Below are 24,235 nucleotides of genomic sequence, written 5' to 3' on the forward strand. Positions count from 1 at the left end.
TTGTATGAAAATGGCATTTTATACTATGTGTTTGAAAAAGAAATGTACGATAAAGGTCCGTCTTCCTTAAATGTGATTTCATCTGCGGATGGCGGTTTCACCTGGTCTGGGGAAAAAGAGATTCTGCCTGCTGATGCCGACCACGAACCAGCAGCCTGTCTGCCTGATAAATCCAGTTATACCTTATATTACAGCAGCGACAGTCAGAATCCCGGTAAAAGCTATGCCAGTGCTTCTGTGTATAAAATAAAACTGGACCGTGAATTTACTCCTTCTGCTTCCGCAGTCCCTATAGATTTGCAGGAAAAACAAGGAATTTTACTCTATGATGTATCCATAAAAAATAAGGAATCCTACTTTTTATATTCCCAAAATTATTTAACGGACAATCGCTTAATATTAAAATCTATAAGTTCCTCTTGACTCTTCCCTGTAACAGAAAAACCCCCGTAAACAAGCCATTTACGGGGGTAAAAATTTCATTAAGCTAATTTGGATTTAGCAAGTTCTGCTAAAGAAGCAAATCCCTGAGCATCGTTGATAGCCATATCAGCTAATACTTTTCTGTTCAGGTCAACATTCGCTAATTTTAATCCGTACATAAATTTGCTGTAGGATAATCCGTTCATTCTTGCAGCAGCGTTGATACGAGCAATCCATAACTGTCTGAACTGACGTTTTCTCTGTTTTCTGCCTGCGTAAGAACTTGTTAAAGCTCTCATAACAGACTGTTTTGCTACTCTGTACTGTTTGGAACGGGCTCCTCTGTAACCTTTAGCCAGTTTTAATACTCTATTGTGTTTTTTCTTAGCGTTTAATCCGCCTTTAATTCTTGCCATTCTTAATTTCCTCCTATATTAAACATACTTACACACAAACGATTAGATGTAAGGTAAGATTTTCTTCATGTTCTTTACATTAGTTGCATCTGTGATAGCTGCTTTTCTGAGATTTCTTTTTCTCTTCTGAGATTTCTTTGTTAAGATATGGCTCTTATAAGCTTTATTTCTTTTTAATTTTCCTGTACCTGTTGATTTGAAGCGCTTTGCGGCTGCTTTCGTTGTTTTCATTTTTGGCATGTTTATGTCCTCCTTAAACTCTTTTTCTTATTAACGTTTTTCTGTCAAAAACATAGTCATGCTTCTGCCTTCTACCTTTGGTGCTTTTTCCACAACGGCAATGTCAGACAGAACCTGCGCAAACTCTTCCAAGATGTGTTTGCTGCTTTGCATATGTGCCATTTCTCTCCCCCGGAAACGCAGAGTAACTTTTACCTTATTTCCCTTGGTCAGGAATTTTCTGGCATTATTGACTTTCGTGTTCAAATCGTTTTCCTCAATATTAGGGGATAAACGCACTTCTTTGATTTCTATGGTTTTCTGTTTCTTCTTAGCTTCTTTTTCTTTTCTCGCTAATTCGTACTTATACTTGCCATAATCGATAATTTTACAAACCGGCGGCTTTGCTGTAGGAGCAATTTTTACAAGGTCCAAGCCCGCTTCCATGGCATGTTTCTGCGCATCTCTTGCGGACATAATGCCCAGCTGTTCTCCGTCTGCGCCGATGAGACGTACCTCTCTGTCTCTGATTTGTTCGTTAATCATTAAATCGCTAATAGTAGTGCACCTCCATAATATTGATAAACCACATGTTTTGAACTTGTTTTAAAGAAAGAATAAGAATCTACAGAGCAGTTTCCTGCGCCTTCCTGCCATTACAGAAAGATATAAAAAAAGTGACTAATCTGCAACATCTGCATACTACCCACTGATTATCCGCATAAGAAAACGCTGTGCGCCTCATTATCTTCATATAAACCGTAGTCACTTACTCGTGCTAGGGTGAGAGTGGATACTCTGCTTTCTTTTTCTTCTTCAGACTTATATAGTATAACATAGAGCGTTCTGAAATGCAATAGTTTTTTTCTTTTTTATACATTTTATATTTTTTTTACTTTTTTCGCAGAAAATTCTTGTTTTTTTGCCTGTTCAATGGCATAATGAGTGTCATATACCGCAGGCGTTGTATTACGTTGAAGTGATACAGACTGCGACGCTTTATTCCAAAAAATCAAAAAAACAAAAATATCTTAGTGAAAAAGGAGAGGTTTATGGACAAAAAAAGAGGAAGTTTTTCTAACAAAATGGGCTTTGTTCTTGCAGCAGCAGGCTCTGCCGTGGGACTTGGAAACCTCTGGCGTTTTCCCTATCTGGCAGCGAAATACGGCGGGGGAATTTTTCTGCTGGTGTATCTGATACTGGCAGTCACTTTGGGATTTACCCTCATGATTACCGAAATTGCTATTGGACGCAAGACAGGTCTCAGCGCCATCGGTGCTTTCAAAGCGCTGGATAAACGCTTTAACTTTGTAGGTTATCTCGCTTGTGTGGTACCTTTTATTATTACCCCTTACTACTGTGTTATCGGCGGCTGGGTAGTAAAATATTTTGCAGCTTTTCTCACAGGTCAGGGTTCCGCAGCAGCCGGAGACGAATATTTCAACGGCTTCATTTCACAGGCCACAGCGCCGGTATTCTGGTTTGCCCTGTATATTCTGCTCACTGCCGTTGTGGTTATTTTCGGTGTGGAAAAAGGAATCGAAAAAGCAAGCCGCATTATGATGCCCTTGTTAATTGTACTGATTATAGGCGTTTCTATTTTCTGTATTACCAGACCCGGCGCAGGGGCAGGCGTAAAATATTATCTGCTTCCTGATTTTTCCAGATTTTCAGCCACCACAGTACTGGCTGCCATGGGACAGTTATTCTATTCCATGTCACTGGCCATGGGCATTATGATTACCTATGGTTCTTATATGAAGAAAGACAGCAGCCTGGAACAGTCGGTACGCCAGATTGAGATTTTTGACACCGTCGTTGCTTTCCTGGCAGGTCTGATGATTATTCCTTCCGTCTTTGTCTTTTCCGGCGGAGACGAGGCAGCCCTTGGCAAAGGACCATCTCTGATGTTTGTCACACTGCCTAAGGTATTTGAAAGCATGTCCTTTGGCGGAGTTATCGGCGCGGCTTTCTTCCTGTTGGTACTGTTTGCTGCACTGACCTCCTCGATTTCTCTTATGGAAACCAACGTATCCATTGTAAGAGATAAGTTTGGCTGGAGCAGAAAAAAATCCACCCTTATAATAACCCTTTACGTCCTGATTCTGGGGTCCATCGTTTCCCTGGGCTTCGGACCTTTGAGTTTCATCAAGATTATCGGACTGGGACTTCTGGATTTCTTTGATTTCCTCAGCAACAGTGTTCTGATGCCCATTGTAGCGATTCTCACCTGTGTCTGCATCGGACATTTTATTGGTTCTAAGACTGTGGAGGATGAAGTAGAAATAAACGGTCCTTTCAAGGTAAAGAAATTTTACCGTATTATGCTCAAATGGATTGCCCCTATCTGCCTGGTGCTGATTCTGATTTTCGCAGTTTCCGAGGCGATGGGCTGGATTAAAGTCTGATGTAAAAAGAACGGTCACATGAAACACACAGCGAACCTTTTTCGTTCTGATTGCTGTTTCATGCAGCCGTTCTTTTTTTATTCTGCTGTCTTATATACCGTAAAAATTTTTATTTTGCTGTGAAGCTGCCGCATTTGGTATCATCACATCTGCAGGCCGAAGCACCGGCAATGGTGATTTTGTCCGCACTGCATTTTTCCTGCGTGTTAAAGGAACAGTCACAGGCCTTACAGTCCACTTCAATCGTTTTGCAGGCACAACCTGTTTCTGCCCGGTTCACAGTCCCATCCTTCTTTTCCACAAAACTTCTGCAGCAGGTTTCATCTGCTGTTTCCGCCGTAGTTCCCTCAACCAGAATATCTCCTTTGGAACAATATTCATCTTTATTATACATACAGTTTCTGGCTGTACAGTTTAATAATGGCATGCTGCTACCTCCTGAATAAATTTTCTTTTCAGAGATAGTATTTTCCGTTTTGTTATTTTTATTCTGTTTTTCGATTTTCCCTGATTTTTTTCAAAAGCAGGGGCAGTTCAAACAACAGCATGGCTATCCATCCCAAAAGGTATGCCACCGGAAGTGCACGAATTCCCATATGCAGGCTGTAAACCAGCGGCAAAGCAGACAACACCCGAAATCCCATGTTCATGATACTGCTCCACAAAGTAACCTTCAAGTCTCCGATTCCCCGGAAATATCCCTGTACTCCATTGGTTACCGCAGGCAAAATGTAAATAAAGGCAATCAAATGAAGGTAAGAACGTCCAAGCTGTATAACCTCCTGGTCATTGACAAAAAGCTTCATGAAAAAATCTGCTCCAAAAATGCAGGCTACGCCAATTAAAAGACCATAGAGAACTTCCATTACCATGCCCCAACGAAAGCCTTTCCAGATACGCTTCTTTTCTCCTGCCCCGTAATTCTGTGCCATAAAAGAAGTCATGGCCGAAGCAATGCTCTGCTGTGGTACAATAGCGAAATCATCAATTCGATTCACTGCGGCAAAGGCTGCAACCACAGAAACTCCCATGGTGTTGACAATGACCTGTATGCCAATTTTCCCAAGCTGTACTGACGCCTGCTGCATGGCGCTGGCCCAGCCGTACCGGATGGTTTCTGCAAACTGACTCTTATCAAAAAACAGCCAGTCCTTCCCCAGACACAAAATCTTTACTTTCTTCCTGATATACAGCCCGCAGAACAGACTGCAGCAGGCCTGGCTGATAACGGTTGCCAGAGCACAGCCTGCGCTGCCCATATGAAAGACCAGCACAAAGAACAAATCTCCAAAAACATTCAGCACAGAGGCAATCACCAGAAAGTAAACCGGCGTCGTGCTGTCTCCCAGAGCCCGCAGTGTATTGGCATAAAAGTTATAAATAAAGGTAAAAACCAGACCTGCAAACACAATCCGAAGATACTGGGACGCCAGCGGAATCAATTCTTCCTGTACCTGTATCAGCCGTAAAAGCCAGGGAGCCCCTGCAATACACAACATGGAAAGTACCAGAGAAAATACACAGCCTCCTATCATAGTGGTGCTGATTTGCTTTCGCAAACGCTCCATTCTCCCTGCTCCGAACTGCATTCCCATAAGAATGGAGGCGCCCATACACATACCGTTGATAAATAGAATCGCAAAGGTCATCAGGGGATTGCTGCTGCCTACTGCTGCCAGCGCCTCGGTTCCCACAAATTTGCCTACAATGATACTGTCTGCCGCATTGTAACAAAGCTGAAAAAGATTTCCCAGCACCAGCGGTACCGCAAAACCTGCTATCTGTGGAGCTATCTTTCCTTTTGTCATATCTTTCATACTGTTTCCGCCTTTTCTCCAAAGGAACCGGAACCACCGCATAACAGGCATATCCACATTCCATACCCTTCTGCGGCAGCACCGGTTCCCCCTTACATCTGTATGTTTCCTGCTGCTTTATGAATTCTCAATTCTTTTTCCTTCTGCGTCCACCTGGATTTTACGGATTTCCTTTGTACGGATTTCCCTGCAGACAGCGTCCATAAACGCATCTAAAGACTTCTGTCCTTCATCACCAAGGTAACGGCTTCTTACTGACACCACCTGTTCTTCCTCTTCCTTTGCACCCACTACTAACATATAAGGAATTTTCTGCAGACGGGCTTCTCTGATTTTATAACCGATTTTTTCGGAACGGTTGTCCACGCTGCTGCGGATTCCATTTTTCTTCAGCTGTGCCTGTACTTTTTCTGCATATTCACCATATTTTTCAGAAATCGGCAGTACGCGAACCTGCTCCGGACACAACCAGGTAGGGAACAGACCGGCATATTTTTCAATGAGCCATGCCAGCGTTCTCTCGTAGCAGCCCATAGCGGTTCTGTGAATAATGCCGGGACGTTTCTTTTCCCCGTTTTCGTCAATATAATACATATCAAACTGCTCAGCCAGAAGCGCATCCCACTGAATCGTTATCATGGTATCTTCTTTTCCGTACACATTCTTAGCATTAATATCTACCTTTGGACCATAGAAAGCGGCCTCTCCCACATCTTCCACAAATGGAATGTTCAGTTCTGTCAGAATCTGACGGATGTGTTCCTGTGTTTCTTCCCAGACTTCCGGTTCTCCAATGTATTTTTCCTTATTATCCGGGTCCCATTTGGAAAGATGATAGGTTACATCCTCCTCTACCCCCAGAGTTTCCAGACAGTGTTTTGCCAACGCCATACAGCCTTTGAATTCTTCCACCATCTGGTCAGGACGCATAATCAGATGTCCCTCGGAAATGGTAAACTGGCGCACACGAGTCAGACCGTGCATTTCACCGGAATCCTCATTTCTAAACAGAGTAGAGGTCTCGCCATAGCGGATTGGCAGGTCTCTGTAAGAATGTTGTGTTGCCTTATATACATAATACTGGAATGGGCAGGTCATAGGACGCAGCGCATACACTTCTTTGTCCTTTTCTTCATCTCCCAGTACAAACATGCCTTCCTTATAATGATCCCAATGTCCGGAAATCTTATACAAATCACTTTTTGCCATAAGCGGCGTTTTGGTACGGACATAGCCCCATTCGTTATCCTCCAGGTCTTCAATCCATCTCTGGAGTTCTTTTAAAATAATCACGCCTTTTGGCATAAGCAGAGGCAGACCCTGTCCGATAACATCTACGGTTGTAAACAGTTCCATCTCTCTTCCCAGCTTGTTGTGGTCGCGTTTTTTTGCCTCTTCCATTTGAGCCAGGTACTCATTTAATTCATCTTTTTTGCTGAAAGCAGTTCCGTAAATACGGGAAAGCATTTTGTTCTTCTCGTCGCCTCTCCAGTATGCACCGGAAGATGAGGTCAGTTTAAATGCCTTTACTCCCTTGGTATTCATTAAGTGAGGACCTGCGCATAAATCTACGAAGTCTCCCTGGGAATAAAAGGAAATCTCTTCCCCTTCCGGCAGGTCTTTTATCAGTTCTACTTTATACGGTTCACCCTTTTCTTCCATAAATTTAATGGCTTCTTCACGGGGAAGTGTGTAACGTTCAATTTTTGCACCCTTTTTGATGATTTTCTTCATCTCTTTTTCCAGTGCGTCCAGTTCCTCGCGACTGAAAGATTCATGGTCAAAATCATAGTAAAATCCGGTGTCAATAGAAGGTCCGATAGCCAGCTTTGCTTCCGGATATAAATTTTTTACCGCTTCTGCAAGAACATGGGACGCCGTATGGCGAAGGGCTGCCAGTCCCTTTTCATCATTTGCTGTAAGAATACTGACTTCACAATCCTTTTCCACTACTGTTCTTAAGTCTACAACTTCTCCGTCTACTTCTCCTGCACAGGCTGCCCGTGCCAGTCCTTCACTGATGTCCAGTGCGATTTCGTATACGGATTTGCTTTCTGCGTACTCTTTCTGTGAGCCGTCTTTCAATGTGATAATCATAATCGTCTTCTCCTTTCCTGATTCCTGCAGGAGTGGTCATACCCGAAGGCTTTGTTAAACAAAAAAATCCCGTCCCCTGCAGCCCTGTGTGACTGCAAGGGACGGGCGTAATTTTTGCCCGCGGTTCCACCCTTCTTGTTAAAAGCATTTGCTTTGGTAACCACTTCATTTGATGATAACGGAATCACCGGACCGGATTGGGGTCACTCAGAGGTAGTTTTCAAATGGTTCCGTAACAGAACGCTCTCAGCCTGCGCGCTCCTCTCTGTGTCCTTCCGCATTTTACTCGTCTCGTCAACGTATTGAATATTTCTTTTATGTTTTCATATTATAACCGTCTCTCTTGCTTTGTCAACCTCTTTTTCTGTGTTTTTTCTTTTTGATTTTTCCTTTTCTACAAATTTCCTGCCGCTTTATCCTTTAAGACACCCAGAAATTCCCGCACCAGGTAATTCACCATCAAAAATCCATTGCTTTTCGCCGCAAGCCCGTATATCTCACAATCCATCTTCTTTCTGGCTATAGCGGTTCCCCTGTAAAGATGAAAACTGCTGGTAACGATACCCACCCGTCCCGTTTTATCTGCCTTCTGCCATTTTTGCTTCCATATCCGGTAAGAGCGGGCAATATTCTGCTGGGTATTGACGGACTGGTCTTCTTTTATCAGCCTGGCCGCATCAATACCTCTCTTCGTCAGTTCCCGGTACATACATTCTGCCTCTGAAATCCCCTCATCCTCACCCTTGCCGCCGGAAAGAATGGCTTTTGTTTCGGGATTTTGTTTCAGATATTCCTCTGCTTTGCGAATCCGGTATTCCAAAGACAGACTGGGGCGGGTGCCCTTTACCTGGGCGCCAAGTACAATAAGACACTCTAATTGTTTTTCTTCTTTTTGAAACATGGCTTTTACAATCTTTGCTTCCACAAACAAAAAGAGACCGAACAGCAAACAAAGACTGCAAAGTATTCCTTCCAAAAGTATCTGAGGGACTTGTATGCGAAAATGCAGAGCCGCCCCACCAGCCCAAAATCCCACTCCCAGCAAAATCCACAGTACAGGAAATTTTGAGGAAAGTCCTGCATACAGAGCAATGCCGGCGAAATACAAAATACACACGATTCCTAAAAGCAAAAGCAGAAATTCCGCCATAGTCTTCCCGTTTCCTTTCTCTTTCTATCCAGCATACCACAAAGGGACGAGTGTTCTTTTCCCGAACTTCGTCCCTTCTTTTCACAATCTTATTTATTTCTTCCACAGCAGTGTTTATATTTTTTGCCGCTGCCACATGGACATGGGTCATTACGTCCGATTTTCGGTCCTTTTACTACAGTACCGGATTTCTTCTGCTCCAGATACAGTTCTTTTCTCTTTTCTTCGGAGAAAATGCTGTTCCACTGCGGCAGCTCGTATAACCAGTCTGCTTTGGCGTCTACCATGTTTTTGTACAGAGTTTCCAGGTCAAATCCCAGATTTACCTCTGTGTTTTCATCCATTTCTTCGATAGGGTTCTGGATTTTCAAACTGTCATTGATACCATCCAGAAAACCAACCATCGTCATAACTTCTACGTCGTATTTTTCTGCCAGTTCTTTTACAGTTCCTTTTACTACTTCGTTAGGATTGCTGAGAAGTTTCTCATAGATTCCTTTTTCGATTAAGAAATAATTTGTCCAGAATTTCTCAAGCTGCACTCTGTCGGCCTGCTGAGAATATGCCATATCTCTCCAATCTTGTAATAATGCCATGTATCTTACCTGCCTTTTGTTTATTTTCCTGATTTACCATTTCGGTTTAACAGGTATAGTATATACGAAAACAGAGAGTTTTTCAATCTGTAAAATCAAATAATGTAAAATCCCATAAAATTTTTCTGTACTTTGTATAACTTTTGATTTTCTGCCCATACTACAGATAGTCCACAAAGAGATGGCTCAAATGCGAGACGCTCTTTGCAGACAACCAAAGAAAAAGTAGAAATACTTTATCCTCCCCTTTTTAGCCCCCGTACTTGCCGGTTCGGGGGCTGTTCTCTTTTTCCAAATCCAACAGCATCTCCTCCCAGACTCTCCTGTTTTCCCGGTATATCTCTTCAAAGCACCACCAGGGAAGCGGTGAATCCGGCTTTCCTATCTCTACCGTCAGACTGGGGATTTTCATACTTTGCAGTGCCCAGTCCTTATACCCCGCTGCATCCAGCTTTTCAAAATTCCCATCTTTTTTATATCCCGTCACCTCTGCAATTCTATCTGCAAAGTTCTTTGTCCTTTCTTTCAGCACTCCTTCCTGCCCGAAATTCCAGTAAATCACCTGGCCGGATGAATGATAGGACAGCGTTCTCTGGAATTTTGCCTCTCTGGTCAGCTGTGTCAAAATCCGGGTTTCTTCCTCCGATTCCGGATATGCTCCCTTATACTTTTCCGAAGAGGCTTCCTCTCTCCCTTCCGTATATTTATCCCAGTCCGCCGGAAAATTCCTGTTTAAATCCACACCTCTGGCATTGGCCTTCCACTTTCTGAAATAGACCTCATAAGACAGATTTTTTCTTTCCTTCTCTGCAATTTGCAGTACTTTTCTGCGGAGCCCGGGATTTCGGATACTATTCTCACCAAACTGGCTAATGCTTACCCCATCCGGATTCGCCATAGGAATGACATAAATCGCTCTGTTTTCCAATAATTTCTCATAACTGACTCCTTTATAAACACGGTTGTACTTAAGGTGCAGAAGAAATTTTGCCGCCTGCTCCATTAAAAGCTGACAGGTCATATATTCCCGTCCGTGAATTCCCCCAAAAATAAAAACCTTTTGTTGTGCATTTTGTTTTCCTATTCTCATACAATCTATCTTCCTCAAATCTGCTGACTTTCCCAAAGACTGTACTTGCAGATATTCCGGAAATATCCTTGCAAAAATACCCAAATCGTTCTGCATATTTTCGTAGGTATAACCTAAAAACCGTGGATAGTCCCAATTCCAATTATCCATTGACGGGTACCTCTAAAATTATTATAATAATAGATATTCTAAGCAAGGGAGATTAAGACGTGAAGAACTTAAAACGACTCCTCGCAGTCATAGGAATTATCCTGCTGGCAGGTATGTATGTCCTGACTTTTATTCTGGCTCTGACGGATAATTCTGCTGCCGGCAATATGATTATGGCCTCACTGTACGCAACTGTGATTATCCCCATTTTGCTGTACGCTTTTCTTCTGGTATATCATTGGACACACCAGAAAAATGACGTTATTCCGAAAATCCTTGGGGAAAATTCTGATGTTGATACTGTGATTTTTGATATCGGAAAAGTGCTTGTAAAATATGACTGGAAGAAACTTTTAAAAGAATTAAAATATGACGAAGACACCGCGCAGGCCGTTTCGGAAGCTGTATTTCTCAGCGAAGACTGGACAGAAAGCGACAGAGGCGTCCGCACAGAAGAGGAAATCCTTCAGTCTTTTATTACCAACAATCCTTCCTATGAGAAAGAAATAAGGGAAACCTTTGCACGAATGGGCGAAACCATTTCTGTGTGCTCTTACACAAAAGACTGGCTGTCCTATCTGAAAAAACGGGGCTACAAGCTCTATTTTCTTTCCAACTTTTCAGAGCCCCTGTACAAACGCTGTACAAAAGATTTAAAATTTCTGGAGTTTATGGACGGCGGATATATGTCCTGGCAGGTACACCTGCTGAAGCCGGAACCGGAAATGTACCAGAAACTTATTCAGGACTTCCAGATTGTTCCGGAAAAAGCCGTGTATATTGACGACTATATGGATAATGTGGCTGAGGCCAGAGCCCAGGGATTAAACGCCATTCACTTTACCGGAAGGAAAAGCGCAGTTCAGCAGCTTATGGACTTCGGAGTGAAATAATCTTTTATGTACATAATTGCATAAGGAAAAGAGGCAGCAGAGCGAATCTTACATTTTCCGATTCACTCTGCTGTCTCTTTTCTTCTTTCTGCTTTGTCAGACTTTACGACACTCTCAGCTTATGGATTCCTCCAGATGTGACAAATCTCTGGAGGCCATGGTCAGAAAAATGCACAGGACAAAGATTCCGATATTAAACAAAAACGGCAGCGCCGGATGTAAATCAAACATCCAGCCAACCAGACTTCCGAAAGGGGCTGAAATGCCAATCATCAGAACATTGTATAGCGCATAAATTCTGGAACGCTCCTTTGGCTCTACATAATGGGCCATGAGGGCGTCTTTTCTTGGAATAATCACTGCATACGCAGCAGCCTCTAAAATCGTGTATCCCATAACCAGCAGCAAATTTTTCTCCGGTGTAAGCAAAAGCAGCAAGTGACTGGCTATGTACATCAGAAATCCAATCTGAAGAGAAGCTTTCATTCTCAATTTCTGAAATAAATTTTGCAGTCCAATGACAAAGGCAATCATAACGATGGTACGAATAACCGGAAATACGGCTACCAACTCGTCCGATAAATGAATTTGCTCTGTTACATACAGAGAGAAAAAATTGGTGGTAGCAATCTGGATAATGTTGGTAAGCGCCATAAAATACACTACCAGACGCATTTTCCCGGATTTTATCATAGTGAGAAATACCCGGCCATACCCTTTCATCATAGAAAAATACGAAAGATTCCTTGTCTCTTCCATACGCTTTTTTCCAATCTGGGTTTCCCCGCCAAAATGATACAGCAAAAGAAATTTCGCAAGCATGGAAATTGCGGCAATCAAATACAGCCAGCGCATAACAGGAACCACGTCATGTTTGCCTACCAGAATAACGGCCAATGGTGAAAAAAATACAGAAAGCATACCGCACATCTGAATCAGAGTAAACGCGTTGGTAATATGCTTCGGCGGACAGTCCTCAATGAAAAGGCAGTTCCAGGAGGTATTGGTAATCTGGAAAGCTGCATTTACCGCCGCTGCCGCCAGGAACCACCAGAAATTCTGAGAAAAAGCCCAAATAAGACAGGGAACCGTCCACCCCAGAGTGTCAAAAATCACCGTTGCTTTTCGCCTGCCCATTTTGTCTGTAATGACTCCTCCGATGAGAGCAAAAAACATTTGCAAAAGAAACCCCACAGTAAGCGTTGTTCCGATTTCCAGACTGGTTAGCCCCAGCTTTCGCATATAAAGGGTCTGAAAAGGAACAAACAGGGAGTAAGGAATGAACCAGAGCGGTTCTGTGCAGATAGACCATTTGGGATTCCCCTTTAATTCCCGGAAGGTCTGTGCCAATACATGATTTTTTAGTTTTTGCAGCATGAAAAAATCTCCTTCTGTTACAAATTTTCCTTCAATGGCAACATTTTACAGGAAAGGGGAAAAAGATACAAGAGGAGCGGGCTTTTTTCATTTATTTTGAAATAAACATAAAAAAAATCTAAGAATTCTTTTGCCTTTGATTCCCTGATTTGCAAGATTCTTGCCAGCTTTTTCAGATTCGTGTATGCAAATGTAAGCCCTGCTTTCATTTCCCTCCATGCCTTTCCTACATATTGCGTATAACGGAAGCCGTGCTGTTCTTTGGTTTTTCCGAAGAGACGTTCAATCGTTTCCTTTGGTAGTTGATAAACTTTTTTTTCTTTCCTATCGTATAGCAAATATCTTCTCTCTTCATATATTCTTCCCAGACATGGCGGGGAATCAGTTTTACATGCTCTTTGCTCTCTGTGCATTGATGTAAATGTGGCAGGTGCTACTGGACAGATATAACAATCATAATACTCATCGTATGCGTACTCATATTTCTTGAAAAACCCTTCTTTTGTCATATTGTACGAGAAAAGAGATTTAATCTCGTCTTCTAACAGACGATGTGCAATCGCAGGTGTTTTATAACCAGCATCCATTATAATCATATCCGGTTCTAAGCTTTTTACTTTTTCATACAAGAGCGGGAATATTCGGCTGTCATGTTCATTTCCCGAATGAACTGTATATCCTAAAATCCAACTGTGTTTATCAAAAGCTGTTTCTACTGCATATGCAAAAACATGTTTATGTTCCCCTTTATGAAACCAACCTCTTTCCGGATTGCTGATGCTGCACTTTTGTATTTTTGCTCCTTCCAGAATCTGTGATTCTGTATCTTCTGTAAGACTTCCGCCACCGCCTGTTGGTGGTGGCAGAGAATCATTTTTATCATTATCTTTTAATGGTCTTTTCCCATGTGCAGTCCTGTCTTTTTGAATTTCTTCTTTTAATTCCTGCTCATACCATAAAGCTTGTTCATGCGCAACCTGTTTTCTCATCTTTTTACTGGTTGCACAAGCTTTGGCATGTGTAGAATCTACAAAAATTTGTTCGGGATCCATTAGTTTTAATTTCATACACTCTTCCTAGTGCAACATCTGTATCTATACTTGTTAAATCTATTATATCAAACATCTTTTTGTGATAACAGGGCAATCGCTCGTTTTTTGCCCCTGCTACAAACTTTTTTCCCCAACACTTTTCTAAGTGCCGCTACACCGAATCTGGCCGAGACATCAACCACTGAGAATTGTTTTATTCTTCATTTTACAAAAAGAAGACGAACCATATCCCCCCTTCGGATAATATTTCGCCTCCTCTTTTTCTACTACAACTATAAATGAACAAGTTCGTAATTTTGCATAAAAGAAAGACACCTTACTTCGATTTGCTGTATAATGAAAGTGACCAAACAAACATTTTCAGCATTTACGAAAGAAGATGCCTCTCGCAAATACTATAACTATACATCATTCTCCATTTATATACAACCAATTTAAAAGATTAAACTTATGCAAGTTTTATTCGAACCGGGTGATAAACCATTGCATGAGCATCCTGATTAGTATTTTCATCTCTGGATACCATGGTAAACCCACGGACTTTGCTAAAAACAGCTGCTGTCATGCTTTCCTGTAACGGCATTGTCCTAAATTATACTTTTGTGCTGTACAACAAACCAATTTCCCAAATTGACATTGTGCAAAACATTGCAAAAGAATTACCCTTTCCTCCGGTAATGTCATATTTCTTTGTGACTGCTGGTATGTTTCTGAAAAAATAACCCATACTTTTGCAGCAAAAGGGTTTCATACCATTGGTGCTTAAAAAACGAACCGGATGCTTTATCCGTTTGGCATCAAAAAGAAACTCAGTGAGTTCGCCGCATTACTATCGGTAACACGTTCAGATTTTAACCTTGTGACAGTTAAAAAACAAAAATATTATGTGTACCGGTATGAGGGCAAGCTCAACGGCATTGAGAATGCTGTGGTTCTTTTGAGCTATCCGGAAAAAGCATTTGGAAACCCGAAAGCACTGCAGGCTTTTCTTTGCGCTGATGTGTCATTATCAACAAATGAGATTCTTTCCTGTTACGTATGCCGGTAGTCCATCGAAGTATTTTTCAGGCAATGCAAAGATAAATTAGCATTGAATCGTTACCAGCTACGTTCTGCACAAGGACTTCGAAGGTATTGGCTGCTGATGTCACTGGCACATTATATTTGTGTCATGGGAACGGGAGAATCCTGTTCTTTTATGAAAGGCTATCACCTGATTTGTGACATCATCCGACAGGAAAAGTATCAATATTTGTCTCAATGTGCAAAAGAAAGCACTGATTTTGACTCATCTGCTTCTGATTTAAGCAAACAGAATTTCCTCAAAAAATAAATATGTAATTCCCAGCCTTTTTTCATCATACTGAAAAGAACAGTCTGTCAAAAATCTGTCCAAAGGGTCATCTGCCCCGCATTGAAAATTTCCAACCACTTCAAAATGCTTTTTTCTATCGATTTTTTCTTCTATATACTTCATATTTTTGCTTTCTTTCGCTTCAATATTTCTGCCACTTTTTCATCTGTTGCTTTCCTTTCAGCTACAGAATAGGTTCTCATTTTCGACGCCTCAAAATCCCTCAAAATTGCCTTCGCTTCTTCTCCCTTTAATAATGGGACAACTGCCATAGATACTGCCATTTTCCTTTCCTCCTTATCCGAATTTTTCTCCTGTCGAATAGAACAACCTCTCACTTGTCATTCTATACAAAAATAAGACCTCTGCATCCTGGTATCTCTCAGTTTTCTCCCTGATTACCCTGACGCGGCGGTCTTATTTTGTATGAGGATTCGACATTACATATTACCGCCTATTCATCTATGCGGAGGATGTATGCGGTAACTGTAAATCTATCCTACCCCATTTCTCCTCTCCTTACAAGCCTCCCTGGGGGTTGATTTTTCAAAAAATCATACATTTTGTTGATAAATTTCATTTAATAAAGCTGTCAATTCCCTTCTTCAGCTTTCCCATCCCTTCGTTGTCCTGCTGCCGAAGCTCCTGGTCCACGCACTCTTCCATATACTGCTTTAAAATTTCCTTTCCTGCACCGTTTACCGCAGATTTCACCGCTGCAAGCTGAATCAGCACTTCGCTGCAGTCCCGCTCCTGCTCCACCATGTCCCGCACCATTTTCAGGTGTCCCGTGGCACGGGCAATTCTATTCACCATGGCTTTATCATACCTTGTCTGGTCTTTCTTTTCCATGCTTTTCCCCCGGTCTTTTTCAGCAGTAAATGTCTTCGTCTGCATTTTCATTCCACGAATATCCCATCTGGCCAGCCGCTTTCTCTGCTGCAGAAATGTCCAGAATATCCGCTGCGACCCAGAGGGCTGTATCGATTCCCGCCATACTGCTGCTACAGGAATAAAACTTTCCGTCAATGACCACCCTTGCATTCTCCACTCTTTCGATTCCTGCTGTAAACATACGGTTCCAGTTTGCGTCCATAGGAAAATCCGCTATTTTCCGCCGATACAGCATACCCGTCTGCGCTAGCAGAGCAGAACCGTTTTCAATCATCAGACAGTAATCTGCGTTTTCAGCCGCTTTTTTTATAAGATTCAAGGTTCTCTCGTCCTTCCACAGAAGTCTTCTGGCCCCTTTGCCTCCCGGAACCAGTAAAATTCCTTCGATTTCTTCCGGAATCAGAAAGTCTGTCCAGACCTTTCCCCCTTGTGTGCTGTTTATCACATCTCCCGACACAGACAAATACCGGAGGTGAAAATGTTCCGGCAATTTTCCGAATACTTCTGCCGGGCCAAAAGCGTCCAACGTTTCAAAATCATCAAACAAAACTATATTTACGTCCATTGTTATTCCTCCCTGGTATTGATTTCTTCCAGACGAATGGTTCTGGCGCAGATTTTCTCTGCCAGATAAGCATTGTGAGTCACCATGAGAAGCCCCAGCCTGCGCTCTTCTACCTCCTTTAGCATCAGATTCCATATCTGCGCCTGGGTAATCACGTCCAGCATGGTGCTCATTTCATCGGCAAAAAGAAAATGAGTACCTTCAAAGAGAGAACGGGCCACACAGAACCGCTGCAGCTCCCCGCCGGAAAGTTCTCTTGGATAGCGCTCCAGCCAGTCTCTTTCAATTCCCAGCGCATCCATAACCTCATCCCGGAACATACCGGACTCCTGCAAAACTTTTTTCATCTTCCACCTGGGATTGATCGCTTTTTCCGGATGCTGGTAGATAAGCTGAACCGGACTGACTCCTTTTTTCGGCAGAGGCTTTCCGTCCAGAAGCACCTCCCCTTTTGTTGGCTTCAAATAACCGGCCAGAATTTTTACCAGCGTGCTTTTTCCGTATCCGCTGGGGCCTACCAGGCCGACCCGCTCGCCCTCCTCTATTTTCAAACTGACATCCTTTAAAATCCAGGGTGTATTTTCCCTGTACCGGAAACTGATATTTCTTGCTTCAATCTGCATGTATACACCTCACATAGCCCCCACGGACTTCTCTCATAGGTATTTTTTCTTCACATTTTTCTGTCTTATACGGACATCTGGGCGAAAACAGACAGCCCTTGGGAAGATATTTCGCATAGGGCTGGAAACCGGAAATGGGTTCAAATCCATTCTGGGGCAGTGCTCTCCACAGGACTTTGGAATAGGGATGGCGAAGCGCATGCTCACCCTGTCGGAAATCCTCTGCCTCTGCCATTTCCACCGTGGTTCCCGCATAAAACACGGCAATGCGGTCTGCCATATGAAAGGCCAAATCAATGTCATGGGTAATGAGAATCACCGCTTTCCCCTCATCCGCCAGTTCCCGGAATACTTTCAGGGCTTCCATAGCCATATCCAAATCCAGCCCCGGCGTAGGTTCATCGGCAATAATCACTTCTGCCCCGCTTAGCACGGCTGTAGACACCAATACCCGCCTGGCCATTCCTCCGGAAAGCTGAAACGGATACAGCTTCTCTGTTTTTTCGTCTAACTGAAATCGTTTAAAAATTTCTTTCTGGGCCTCTATCTTTGCCATATCCGGCTTCGGGCCTCTGACCTGGGCCTCCACTTTTATCAGCGGATCCAAAAAGGAAACGGACTGAGGTACCAGGGCAAACTCTTTTCCCCGAAGTTTTTCCTTATCTTTCTGACTCAAAACTTTTCCTTTATAGGAAATTTCACCGCTTATGGCCGCATTTTCCGGAAGCAGCCCCATCACCGCATGGGCCAGAAGACTTTTTCCGGAACCGCTGGAACCTGCAATCGCCACAATCTCACCCGGACGCACGTCCAGCGTCATATTAGAAATGACTTTTAAATCATACTGCTCCAAACCTTTTTCATACATGTGAAAGGATACAGACAAATCCTTTACAGATAAAATACTCTCGTTTTTCATAATGTTCTCCTATTCATGGGCGCTGTACGGGTCCACGATTTTCTTTACGTTTTCTCCCAGCCTGTCAAAAAGCAGTACAATCATTACCAGCATGAGTCCTGGGAAAAAGGCCAGCCACCACATTCCTGTTGACAGATATTTCATAGATTCTGAAAGGATGATTCCGATAGCAGGCTGCTCCGGGGAAAGTCCGAATCCCAGAAAAGTCAGACTGGATTCATGCATAATGGCATGTGGAAACATCAAAATCAGTCCGATGACAAACTGTGGAATCATATGAGGAAGAATATGGTGTACGGTAATCCACCAACTGGAATGTCCCAGTTTCTTGGATACCTCTATGTACTGCTGGGAACGAATCTGCAGAACCTCACTTCGGATAATCCGGGCAAGCCCTGTCCAGTGGGTCACTGCCACGCCAATGAGCACGCCTTTCAGACCCTTTCCGCAGGCAAAGGAAATGAGAATCAGCAGTACTGTATGGGGAATTCCCATAACCAAATCAATCACCCAGTTGATAAAATGGTCCAGCCAGGAGGTTCCCGTTGCTGCCGCCACTCCTACAATCAACGCAATCACGGCGCTGACGGTAGAAGCCACTACACCGACCACAATGCTGACAGACAGCCCCTTAATGGTTCGCACCAGCATATCTCGTCCCAGCATATCCGTCCCAAAAGGATGTTCCAGGGAAGGCGGCAGCCCTTTTTTAGAAAAATCTGCCTGAATCAGGTCGTCACTGAGAAGCGCTCCTGCCAGATATACGGAAAATAATACGGCAAGAATCATGACTGCAAAAAAGATGGTTTTTGTCCGCCGGTTTATCTGCAGCTTTCTTGGTTTTGTTCCGGCGCTGACTGCTGCTGTATTACTCATGTCCATATCCCTCCCTTATCTGCGGGTCTACAATTCCATATATGATATTCGCCAGCATATTTCCTACAAATACAAACAATGCGCTGAACAGGGTAATGCCCAGAAGCAGCGGCACATCCGAGGCCATCCCCGCCGCTGAAGCCGCTGCTCCAAGCCCCGGATAGGAAAATACATTTTCTGCCAGAACAGAGCCGCCGAACAGTTCGCTGAAAGAGCCAAACTGCATGGTCACCGCAGGCAGCATAATGTTGCGGAAACCATGGCGTTTCAGCACACTCCATTTCGATTCTCCCCTGGCTTTGGCAAACAGCACATAGTCACTTTCCAGTACATCTACCAGCTTCTCCCTTGTGTGCAGCGCCACATTGGCAAAGGACAGAAAACTCAGGGTAAGCGCCGGTAAAATCAAATGGTGAATCCTCTGCAGAAGCGTCACCTGGTCTGCGGGAACACCTTTTGGCACACTCATGCCCATAGGGAACCAGCCAAGCTGCACGGAAAAAATCATCAGAAACACAATTCCAATCCAGAAAGTGGGAATGGAACACATAATCAGGCACACCTTTTTCAAAATTTTATCCGGCCATTTTCCGTTCCAGACTCCCATCATACAACCAACCCCAAAGCCTATGACGCCGGAAAACACCCACGCAGTCATCATAAGAGCCAGGGAAGCCGCAAATTTTTCCCTGATGATATCCAGTACCGGGCGGCGATACAAAAGGGATACCCCGAAATCGCCGTGGAGAATGGATTTCCCCCATGCCAGAAACCGCTCAACAGGCGGGTCATTTAGCCCCCAGTATTCCGCTATTTTCGCTCTCTGCTCCACGCTGACATTGGGAACCGAGCCCACATACTGCTGTACCGGGTCTACAGGGGAAAGACTGACCAGTACAAAGCTGATGACGCTGACTGCAATCAGCAGCGTCACCATGCGCACAAGATATTTCCCTGTGAATTTCAGATAATATTTACTCTTCATTGTTTTTTCTCCATTTTCTCTTTTAAGCACAACGAGAGGGGCCGCCGCAAAAGCGCAGCAGCTCCCCTTCTTTTGTCAGACCCGATTTTATTCCCAGCTCCACTCTGCCAGGTTGGCAATCAGCGGCCATGCCTGTCCATGAGCATGGATTCTCTGGTTTCCGATATTTAATCCGTCTTTCACATAATAAAGGTGTGTCATATTTACAAAGAATGCCCAGGGCGCCTCCCCTTTCATGGAAGTACCGGTTTCACCGTCCCACTGTGCCTTCTGCCACCACTCATAGGAGTCTTCAATGGTCAGCGAATTCATGGCTTTATCCAGATACTCATCGGTCTTATCGCTCATATAAAATTCCGGATTGTACCAGTCTGTCTTTCCCGCATTGCTGCTGTGGAACAGCATATAAGAAGTCATGGGACTGTCGGAACCCCATCCCATAATCATAGGTTCAGAAAACATTCTCTTAATGGTATCATCCTCACTGACACCTTCTACCGTAATGTCAAAGCCCAGGTTTTCTTTTGCCTGATTTGCCACAGACATAGCCACAGCCTGGCGCATGGAATCTCCCGCAAAATACATCAGATGAAAGGCCAGCTTATTTCCGTCCTTTTCCCGGATGCCATCTCCGTCTGTATCCTTCCAGCCGGACTGTTCCAGAAGTTCCTTTGCATAATCCACATCCGTTTCAATAACGTCCTCCTCATTCCACCATGGCATACCGTCACACTCGGAATAAGCCGGTTTTGCAAGGCCGTTTAAGGCTTCGTCAATAATCTGCTGTCTGTCTACGCCGTAGCAGAGAGCCTTTCTCACATTCACATCACAGGTAATATTATTTCCGATTTTATATCCGTCTTCCGTCTTCTTTCCTTCATCGGGAACGGTTGGAAGGGTAATGCCTCTATTGTCTACGGATTCTACTTTTTCTACATGCATGCCTTCAATTTCTGTGGTTGCAAGAGTTGCAGAGGTCAGCGCAATGTCTACCTCTCCGGCTTTTGCCGCTACAAATCTGGCGTCCTCTTCCTGAATCAGAAATACAGCTCTTTCAATTTCCGGCTTGTCCCCGTAATAATCCTCATTTGCTTCCAGAATAAACTGCTGTCCCTTGTCCCACTGTACCATTTTGTACGGACCGGAACCGATAATCTGGTCTGCGGACATTCCGAATTTGTCGCTGTAAGCCTTTTCCGGTACAATACCCATCTGCGCTACCGTATAAATAAAGGTTACACAGGGTTTTGTCAGCTTAAATTCTACGGTAGTGTCGTCTTTTGCCGTACAGCTTTCCATCATGGTTAAATCCATATAAGTGGCTTTTTCTTTTGCCGTGTTAAAAGTAAAGGCAACGTCTGAGGCTTTTAGTGCATCTCCGTTTGTAAACTTTACGTCATCCCGGATTTGAAACGTCCAGGTAAGGGCGTCATCGCTGACTGTATAATCCGTTGCCAGGTCATTTTCCAGCTGGTCATCTCCGTTTACTTTTACCAGATTGGAATACAAAGGCGACCCGGTATAGCCAAATCCTGTACAAGGGTCAAAAGAATCTCCTTCACTGGAAAAACCAATGGTAACTTCTGATTTTTTTTCTTGGGATTCATTCGTCTTGACAGAGCCTTCCTCCTTCTGTGTCTGTGTTTTGGCAGAAGATGTACCGGAATCCGATGCCCCGCTTCCACATCCTGTTACCATGGCCGTTACGCATAACAGCGCTGCCAGTGCTTTCATTCTCTTTTTCATCTGTTGTTTCCTCCTGGTTATTTTCGTCTGCCCTTACGGCTGAACTCTATTATAGACAAGAAAAAGCCCCGGGGTAAGCTACCCTGGGGGTTATTTCTTTTTTCTTTTTGTATTTTTTTCATTGCCTGTAAATACAGGATTTCAGGAGAACGCTTTCCTCTGCAAAAAGGCTTTTATCCCCATGCGGGGGTTTTCTTTTGCTATTTCTGCACCTCTGTATACTGTTTTATGGACGCAGGCAGAGCAGTGCGGAAAATAACAGAAATATAATTTATTACCTGCTGTTTGTCGTGCTCTTCTTTATGAACAATCCATTCCAGCAGTGTTCCGGCTATTGCCTCTGTATAAAAACTGCTTAAAAAGGTTTCAAAGTCTTTCGGAACTGTGGTTTCCGTGAGTTCTTCTACCTTTTTTATCATGGAAGTTGTAATTTCAATAAAGTCCCAATAGAAAAAACGTTTCAATTCATCTCTTCCCACAGAATCATAAATATTCTTCAAAAACACACTATTTTTTTCAATGTAATCCATGGCAAAGAGAATAACTTCCTCATAATCGATAATCAAATCGAATTTTTTCACAACCTCTATGGCTTCCTGTTCCAAAGTCCATTTCAGTAAATCGTATACATCGGCAAAGTGATAATAAAATGTTTTTCGATTGACATTGCAAACCCGAATCAATTCACTGACCGTTATTTTAGAAAATGATTTCTGTACCACAAGGTTCTTTAAGGCCTCTGCAAATAATTTCTTAGTATTTAAACTGGTCACTTCATATTTCATGTCAAAACCTCCTGCTGTTTTAGTATACAGTTGTCCCACAAAGAATTCAACAATCAAAATTCAGGCATTTGTTCCACAATTCCTGCACATTTGTCCGTATTTTACCCAATCCCGAAAATTTGACCATGTCTAAACAGAACTTTTCTTTTTATAATGGCTCTCGGCAGTAAAAAAGGAGGTGTGCTGCTCGATGTGCAAAGAAATACAGCAATACTTTTATAAGATTACTTTAGCTGCACCTGTCGGAACACGGTATGGACATTTGCAGATGGAAGTGAAACAGGGACTGATTTCCGGCTGCGTTGATATTTTAAATCATAAAAGCCCCTTAACCGGACAGGTACTGGATAACGGTACCTGCAGATTAACCGGAACACTGACATCTCTTATGCAGACCTTCACCTATACGGCAGTGGGCTGCTTCAATGCTCAGTTTATTGAACTGACGTTAAAACGAAGAAACAAGCATTATCATTTAACCGGAATCGCTGCAAGGAGGAATTAGATATGGGATATATTGAAATGCGAAACAGTTGTAAAACCTATAAGATGGGAGAAACAAAAATATATGCAAACAGAGATGTCAGCTTCTCCATTGAAAAAGGAGAACTTGCCATAATACTGGGTTCATCCGGCGCCGGAAAATCCACGGCGCTCAATATCTTAGGCGGAATGGACACCAATGACAGCGGCAAGGTCATCATAGACGGAAAAGATATTTCCAATTACAATGCAAGACAGCTTACGACTTACCGAAGAAATGATGTGGGCTTTGTATTTCAGTTCTATAATCTGGTACAGAACCTGACTTCCAAGGAAAATGTAGAACTTGCTTCTGAAATTGTAAAAGACGCCCTGGACCCTGTGCAGGTACTAAAGGATGTGGGACTTTCCAAGCGAATCAACAACTTTCCCGCACAGCTTTCCGGCGGTGAACAGCAGCGTGTTGCCATTGCCAGGGCCATTGCGAAGAACCCCAAAATTCTTTTGTGCGACGAACCAACCGGCGCCCTGGATTATCAGACCGGCAAGCAGGTACTCCAGATTCTTCAGGATATGTGCCGGAAAAAGGGGGCAACGGTTGTAATCGTTACACATAATGGCGCCATTGCTCCCATTGCGGACCGTGTCATCCACATGCATGACGCTACAGTAAAAAATATCGAAATCAACAAACATCCACGGAATATTGCAGAAATTGAATGGTAGGTGATACTCGTTGAAAAAGAAAAAATTATGGAAAGATATAAAAAAATGCTTTTTAAATTCCAAAGGACGTTTTATCTCTATTTTCTGTCTGATGATGTTAGGCTCTTTTGCACTGGTGGGGCTAAAAGTCACAGGCCCGGACATGCGAGAAACCGGCCTGCACTATTTTGAAGACTTAAATCTGTCTGACATAACAGTCATTGGAGATTACGGCATTGATGAAAATAACCAAGCCGCTATCAATCAGTTATCCGGAACCAGTAAAATAGAATATGGATATTTAAAAGATGTAGAAATCAAGGATACCACCGACAGTATTCGTCTGTTTTCAAATCCGGATACCATTTCCAAATATGAACTGACCGCCGGGAAACATGCAGAAAAAGATGACGAAATCGTTTTGTCCGATACTTATAAAAGTCAATACCACATTGGCGATACCTTAAAAGTCACGGAAAAGGAAAGCGCCGGAACCAAGGTGCTAAAAAAACACACTTTTAAAATTGTGGGATTTGCAAAGTCTCCGGAGTTTCTCTCTTCTAGTCAGCAACCACCAGTTCAACTGGTGGTTTGATATTAGCCCTCAAAAGA

The 24,235-nt window shown here is 43.2% G+C and carries 27 protein-coding genes; 6 read left to right on the plus strand and 21 right to left on the minus strand.

All coding sequences use genetic code 11. From position 1 onward, the window contains the following. Entirely contained in the window at positions 1-423 is a 423-nt protein-coding gene (locus WKT17_RS06295) for a hypothetical protein (RefSeq protein WP_173747727.1), read from the plus strand. 59 nt (positions 424-482) lie between these two features. On the opposite strand, the gene rplT is transcribed toward WKT17_RS06295, so the two are convergent. The 3 genes from rplT to infC are packed head-to-tail and all read right to left on the minus strand — an operon-like array spanning position 483 to position 1,604. Continuing rightward, entirely contained in the window at positions 483-839 is a 357-nt protein-coding gene (rplT, locus tag WKT17_RS06300; RefSeq protein ID WP_111918615.1) for a 50S ribosomal protein L20, read from the minus strand. 42 nt (positions 840-881) lie between these two features. Beyond that, positions 882-1,079, minus strand: a complete 198-nt coding sequence (gene rpmI, locus WKT17_RS06305; RefSeq protein ID WP_004223312.1) for a 50S ribosomal protein L35 — start codon at positions 1,077-1,079, stop codon at positions 882-884. Positions 1,080-1,109: 30 nt separating this feature from the next. Further along, complete coding sequence (gene infC / locus WKT17_RS06310) at positions 1,110-1,604, minus strand: translation initiation factor IF-3 (protein ID WP_173747729.1); 495 nt, start codon at positions 1,602-1,604, stop codon at positions 1,110-1,112. A gap of 506 nt (positions 1,605-2,110) precedes the next feature. Here infC and WKT17_RS06315 point away from each other — a divergent pair. Then, positions 2,111-3,466, plus strand: a complete 1,356-nt coding sequence (locus tag WKT17_RS06315) for a sodium-dependent transporter (protein WP_291681399.1) — start codon at positions 2,111-2,113, stop codon at positions 3,464-3,466. Positions 3,467-3,575: 109 nt separating this feature from the next. On the opposite strand, the gene WKT17_RS06320 is transcribed toward WKT17_RS06315, so the two are convergent. The 6 genes from WKT17_RS06320 to WKT17_RS06345 form a co-directional block, all read right to left on the minus strand. Continuing rightward, entirely contained in the window at positions 3,576-3,893 is a 318-nt protein-coding gene (locus WKT17_RS06320) for a DUF1540 domain-containing protein (RefSeq protein ID WP_173747733.1), read from the minus strand. A 58-nt stretch (positions 3,894-3,951) separates the two neighbouring features. Next, positions 3,952-5,283, minus strand: coding sequence for an MATE family efflux transporter (locus WKT17_RS06325; RefSeq protein WP_173747735.1), 1,332 nt, complete (start codon positions 5,281-5,283; stop codon positions 3,952-3,954). 117 nt (positions 5,284-5,400) lie between these two features. Continuing rightward, the gene (gene thrS / locus WKT17_RS06330) at positions 5,401-7,380 is read right to left on the minus strand and encodes a threonine--tRNA ligase (RefSeq protein ID WP_173747737.1); all 1,980 of its coding nucleotides are present in this window, start codon (positions 7,378-7,380) and stop codon (positions 5,401-5,403) included. Positions 7,381-7,774: 394 nt separating this feature from the next. Next, positions 7,775-8,530: a YdcF family protein gene (locus WKT17_RS06335; protein WP_291681402.1), complete on the minus strand. Its 756-nt coding sequence runs from the start codon at positions 8,528-8,530 to the stop codon at positions 7,775-7,777. Positions 8,531-8,619: 89 nt separating this feature from the next. Then, complete coding sequence (locus WKT17_RS06340) at positions 8,620-9,126, minus strand: SEC-C metal-binding domain-containing protein (protein WP_111920284.1); 507 nt, start codon at positions 9,124-9,126, stop codon at positions 8,620-8,622. A gap of 250 nt (positions 9,127-9,376) precedes the next feature. After that, positions 9,377-10,366: a M14 family zinc carboxypeptidase gene (locus WKT17_RS06345; RefSeq protein ID WP_291681404.1), complete on the minus strand. Its 990-nt coding sequence runs from the start codon at positions 10,364-10,366 to the stop codon at positions 9,377-9,379. 59 nt (positions 10,367-10,425) lie between these two features. On the opposite strand from WKT17_RS06345, the gene WKT17_RS06350 reads away from it, so the two are divergent. Continuing rightward, positions 10,426-11,259: an HAD family hydrolase gene (locus WKT17_RS06350; protein WP_173747743.1), complete on the plus strand. Its 834-nt coding sequence runs from the start codon at positions 10,426-10,428 to the stop codon at positions 11,257-11,259. 114 nt (positions 11,260-11,373) lie between these two features. Here WKT17_RS06350 and WKT17_RS06355 read toward each other — a convergent pair whose 3' ends face one another. The 12 genes from WKT17_RS06355 to WKT17_RS06410 all read right to left on the minus strand — a co-directional run bounded on the left by WKT17_RS06355 (position 11,374) and on the right by WKT17_RS06410 (position 22,435). Beyond that, complete coding sequence (locus tag WKT17_RS06355) at positions 11,374-12,636, minus strand: MFS transporter (RefSeq protein ID WP_173747746.1); 1,263 nt, start codon at positions 12,634-12,636, stop codon at positions 11,374-11,376. 17 nt (positions 12,637-12,653) lie between these two features. Next, positions 12,654-13,703, minus strand: a complete 1,050-nt coding sequence (locus WKT17_RS06360) for a transposase (protein WP_340271911.1) — start codon at positions 13,701-13,703, stop codon at positions 12,654-12,656. A gap of 1,288 nt (positions 13,704-14,991) precedes the next feature. Then, the gene (locus WKT17_RS06365; protein ID WP_340271912.1) at positions 14,992-15,165 is read right to left on the minus strand and encodes a hypothetical protein; all 174 of its coding nucleotides are present in this window, start codon (positions 15,163-15,165) and stop codon (positions 14,992-14,994) included. Next, positions 15,162-15,326 carry a hypothetical protein gene (locus WKT17_RS06370; protein WP_340271913.1) on the minus strand — a complete coding sequence of 55 codons (165 nt, stop codon included), beginning with the start codon at positions 15,324-15,326 and terminating at the stop codon, positions 15,162-15,164. The genes WKT17_RS06365 and WKT17_RS06370 overlap by 4 nt, the downstream gene beginning before the upstream one ends. 292 nt (positions 15,327-15,618) lie before the next feature. Beyond that, positions 15,619-15,894 (minus strand): metal-sensing transcriptional repressor, encoded by a 276-nt coding sequence (locus WKT17_RS06375; protein WP_340271914.1) that lies wholly within the window; start codon positions 15,892-15,894, stop codon positions 15,619-15,621. 19 nt (positions 15,895-15,913) lie between these two features. Then, positions 15,914-16,501 carry a DJ-1/PfpI family protein gene (locus WKT17_RS06380; RefSeq protein WP_173747756.1) on the minus strand — a complete coding sequence of 196 codons (588 nt, stop codon included), beginning with the start codon at positions 16,499-16,501 and terminating at the stop codon, positions 15,914-15,916. A 2-nt stretch (positions 16,502-16,503) separates the two neighbouring features. Next, positions 16,504-17,124: an ABC transporter ATP-binding protein gene (locus WKT17_RS06385; protein ID WP_294541580.1), complete on the minus strand. Its 621-nt coding sequence runs from the start codon at positions 17,122-17,124 to the stop codon at positions 16,504-16,506. After that, on the minus strand, positions 17,114-18,043 hold the full coding sequence (locus WKT17_RS06390; protein ID WP_340271915.1) for an ABC transporter ATP-binding protein: 930 nt from the start codon (positions 18,041-18,043) through the stop codon (positions 17,114-17,116). Before WKT17_RS06390 ends, WKT17_RS06385 begins: the two co-directional genes overlap by 11 nt. Before the next feature lie 9 nt (positions 18,044-18,052). Next, positions 18,053-18,919 (minus strand): ABC transporter permease, encoded by an 867-nt coding sequence (locus WKT17_RS06395; RefSeq protein ID WP_173747762.1) that lies wholly within the window; start codon positions 18,917-18,919, stop codon positions 18,053-18,055. Further along, complete coding sequence (locus WKT17_RS06400) at positions 18,912-19,904, minus strand: ABC transporter permease (protein ID WP_173747765.1); 993 nt, start codon at positions 19,902-19,904, stop codon at positions 18,912-18,914. The genes WKT17_RS06395 and WKT17_RS06400 overlap by 8 nt, the downstream gene beginning before the upstream one ends. A gap of 87 nt (positions 19,905-19,991) precedes the next feature. Further along, positions 19,992-21,650 carry an ABC transporter substrate-binding protein gene (locus tag WKT17_RS06405; protein WP_291681418.1) on the minus strand — a complete coding sequence of 553 codons (1,659 nt, stop codon included), beginning with the start codon at positions 21,648-21,650 and terminating at the stop codon, positions 19,992-19,994. 200 nt (positions 21,651-21,850) lie between these two features. Continuing rightward, the gene (locus WKT17_RS06410) at positions 21,851-22,435 is read right to left on the minus strand and encodes a TetR/AcrR family transcriptional regulator C-terminal domain-containing protein (protein ID WP_291681419.1); all 585 of its coding nucleotides are present in this window, start codon (positions 22,433-22,435) and stop codon (positions 21,851-21,853) included. Between the two features lie 190 nt (positions 22,436-22,625). Between WKT17_RS06410 and WKT17_RS06415 the strand changes: the two genes are divergently transcribed. The 3 genes from WKT17_RS06415 to WKT17_RS06425 are packed head-to-tail and all read left to right on the plus strand — an operon-like array spanning position 22,626 to position 24,218. Beyond that, on the plus strand, positions 22,626-22,940 hold the full coding sequence (locus WKT17_RS06415) for a hypothetical protein (protein ID WP_173747773.1): 315 nt from the start codon (positions 22,626-22,628) through the stop codon (positions 22,938-22,940). Positions 22,941-22,942: 2 nt separating this feature from the next. Next, complete coding sequence (locus tag WKT17_RS06420) at positions 22,943-23,644, plus strand: ABC transporter ATP-binding protein (RefSeq protein ID WP_291681421.1); 702 nt, start codon at positions 22,943-22,945, stop codon at positions 23,642-23,644. A gap of 10 nt (positions 23,645-23,654) precedes the next feature. Further along, on the plus strand, positions 23,655-24,218 hold the full coding sequence (locus WKT17_RS06425) for a hypothetical protein (protein ID WP_294541589.1): 564 nt from the start codon (positions 23,655-23,657) through the stop codon (positions 24,216-24,218). Positions 24,219-24,235: the final 17 nt, after the last annotated feature.

The sequence above is a fragment of the Blautia sp. HCN-20427 genome, from assembly GCF_037890365.1.
Classification (GTDB): Bacteria; Bacillota; Clostridia; order Lachnospirales; family Lachnospiraceae; genus Blautia.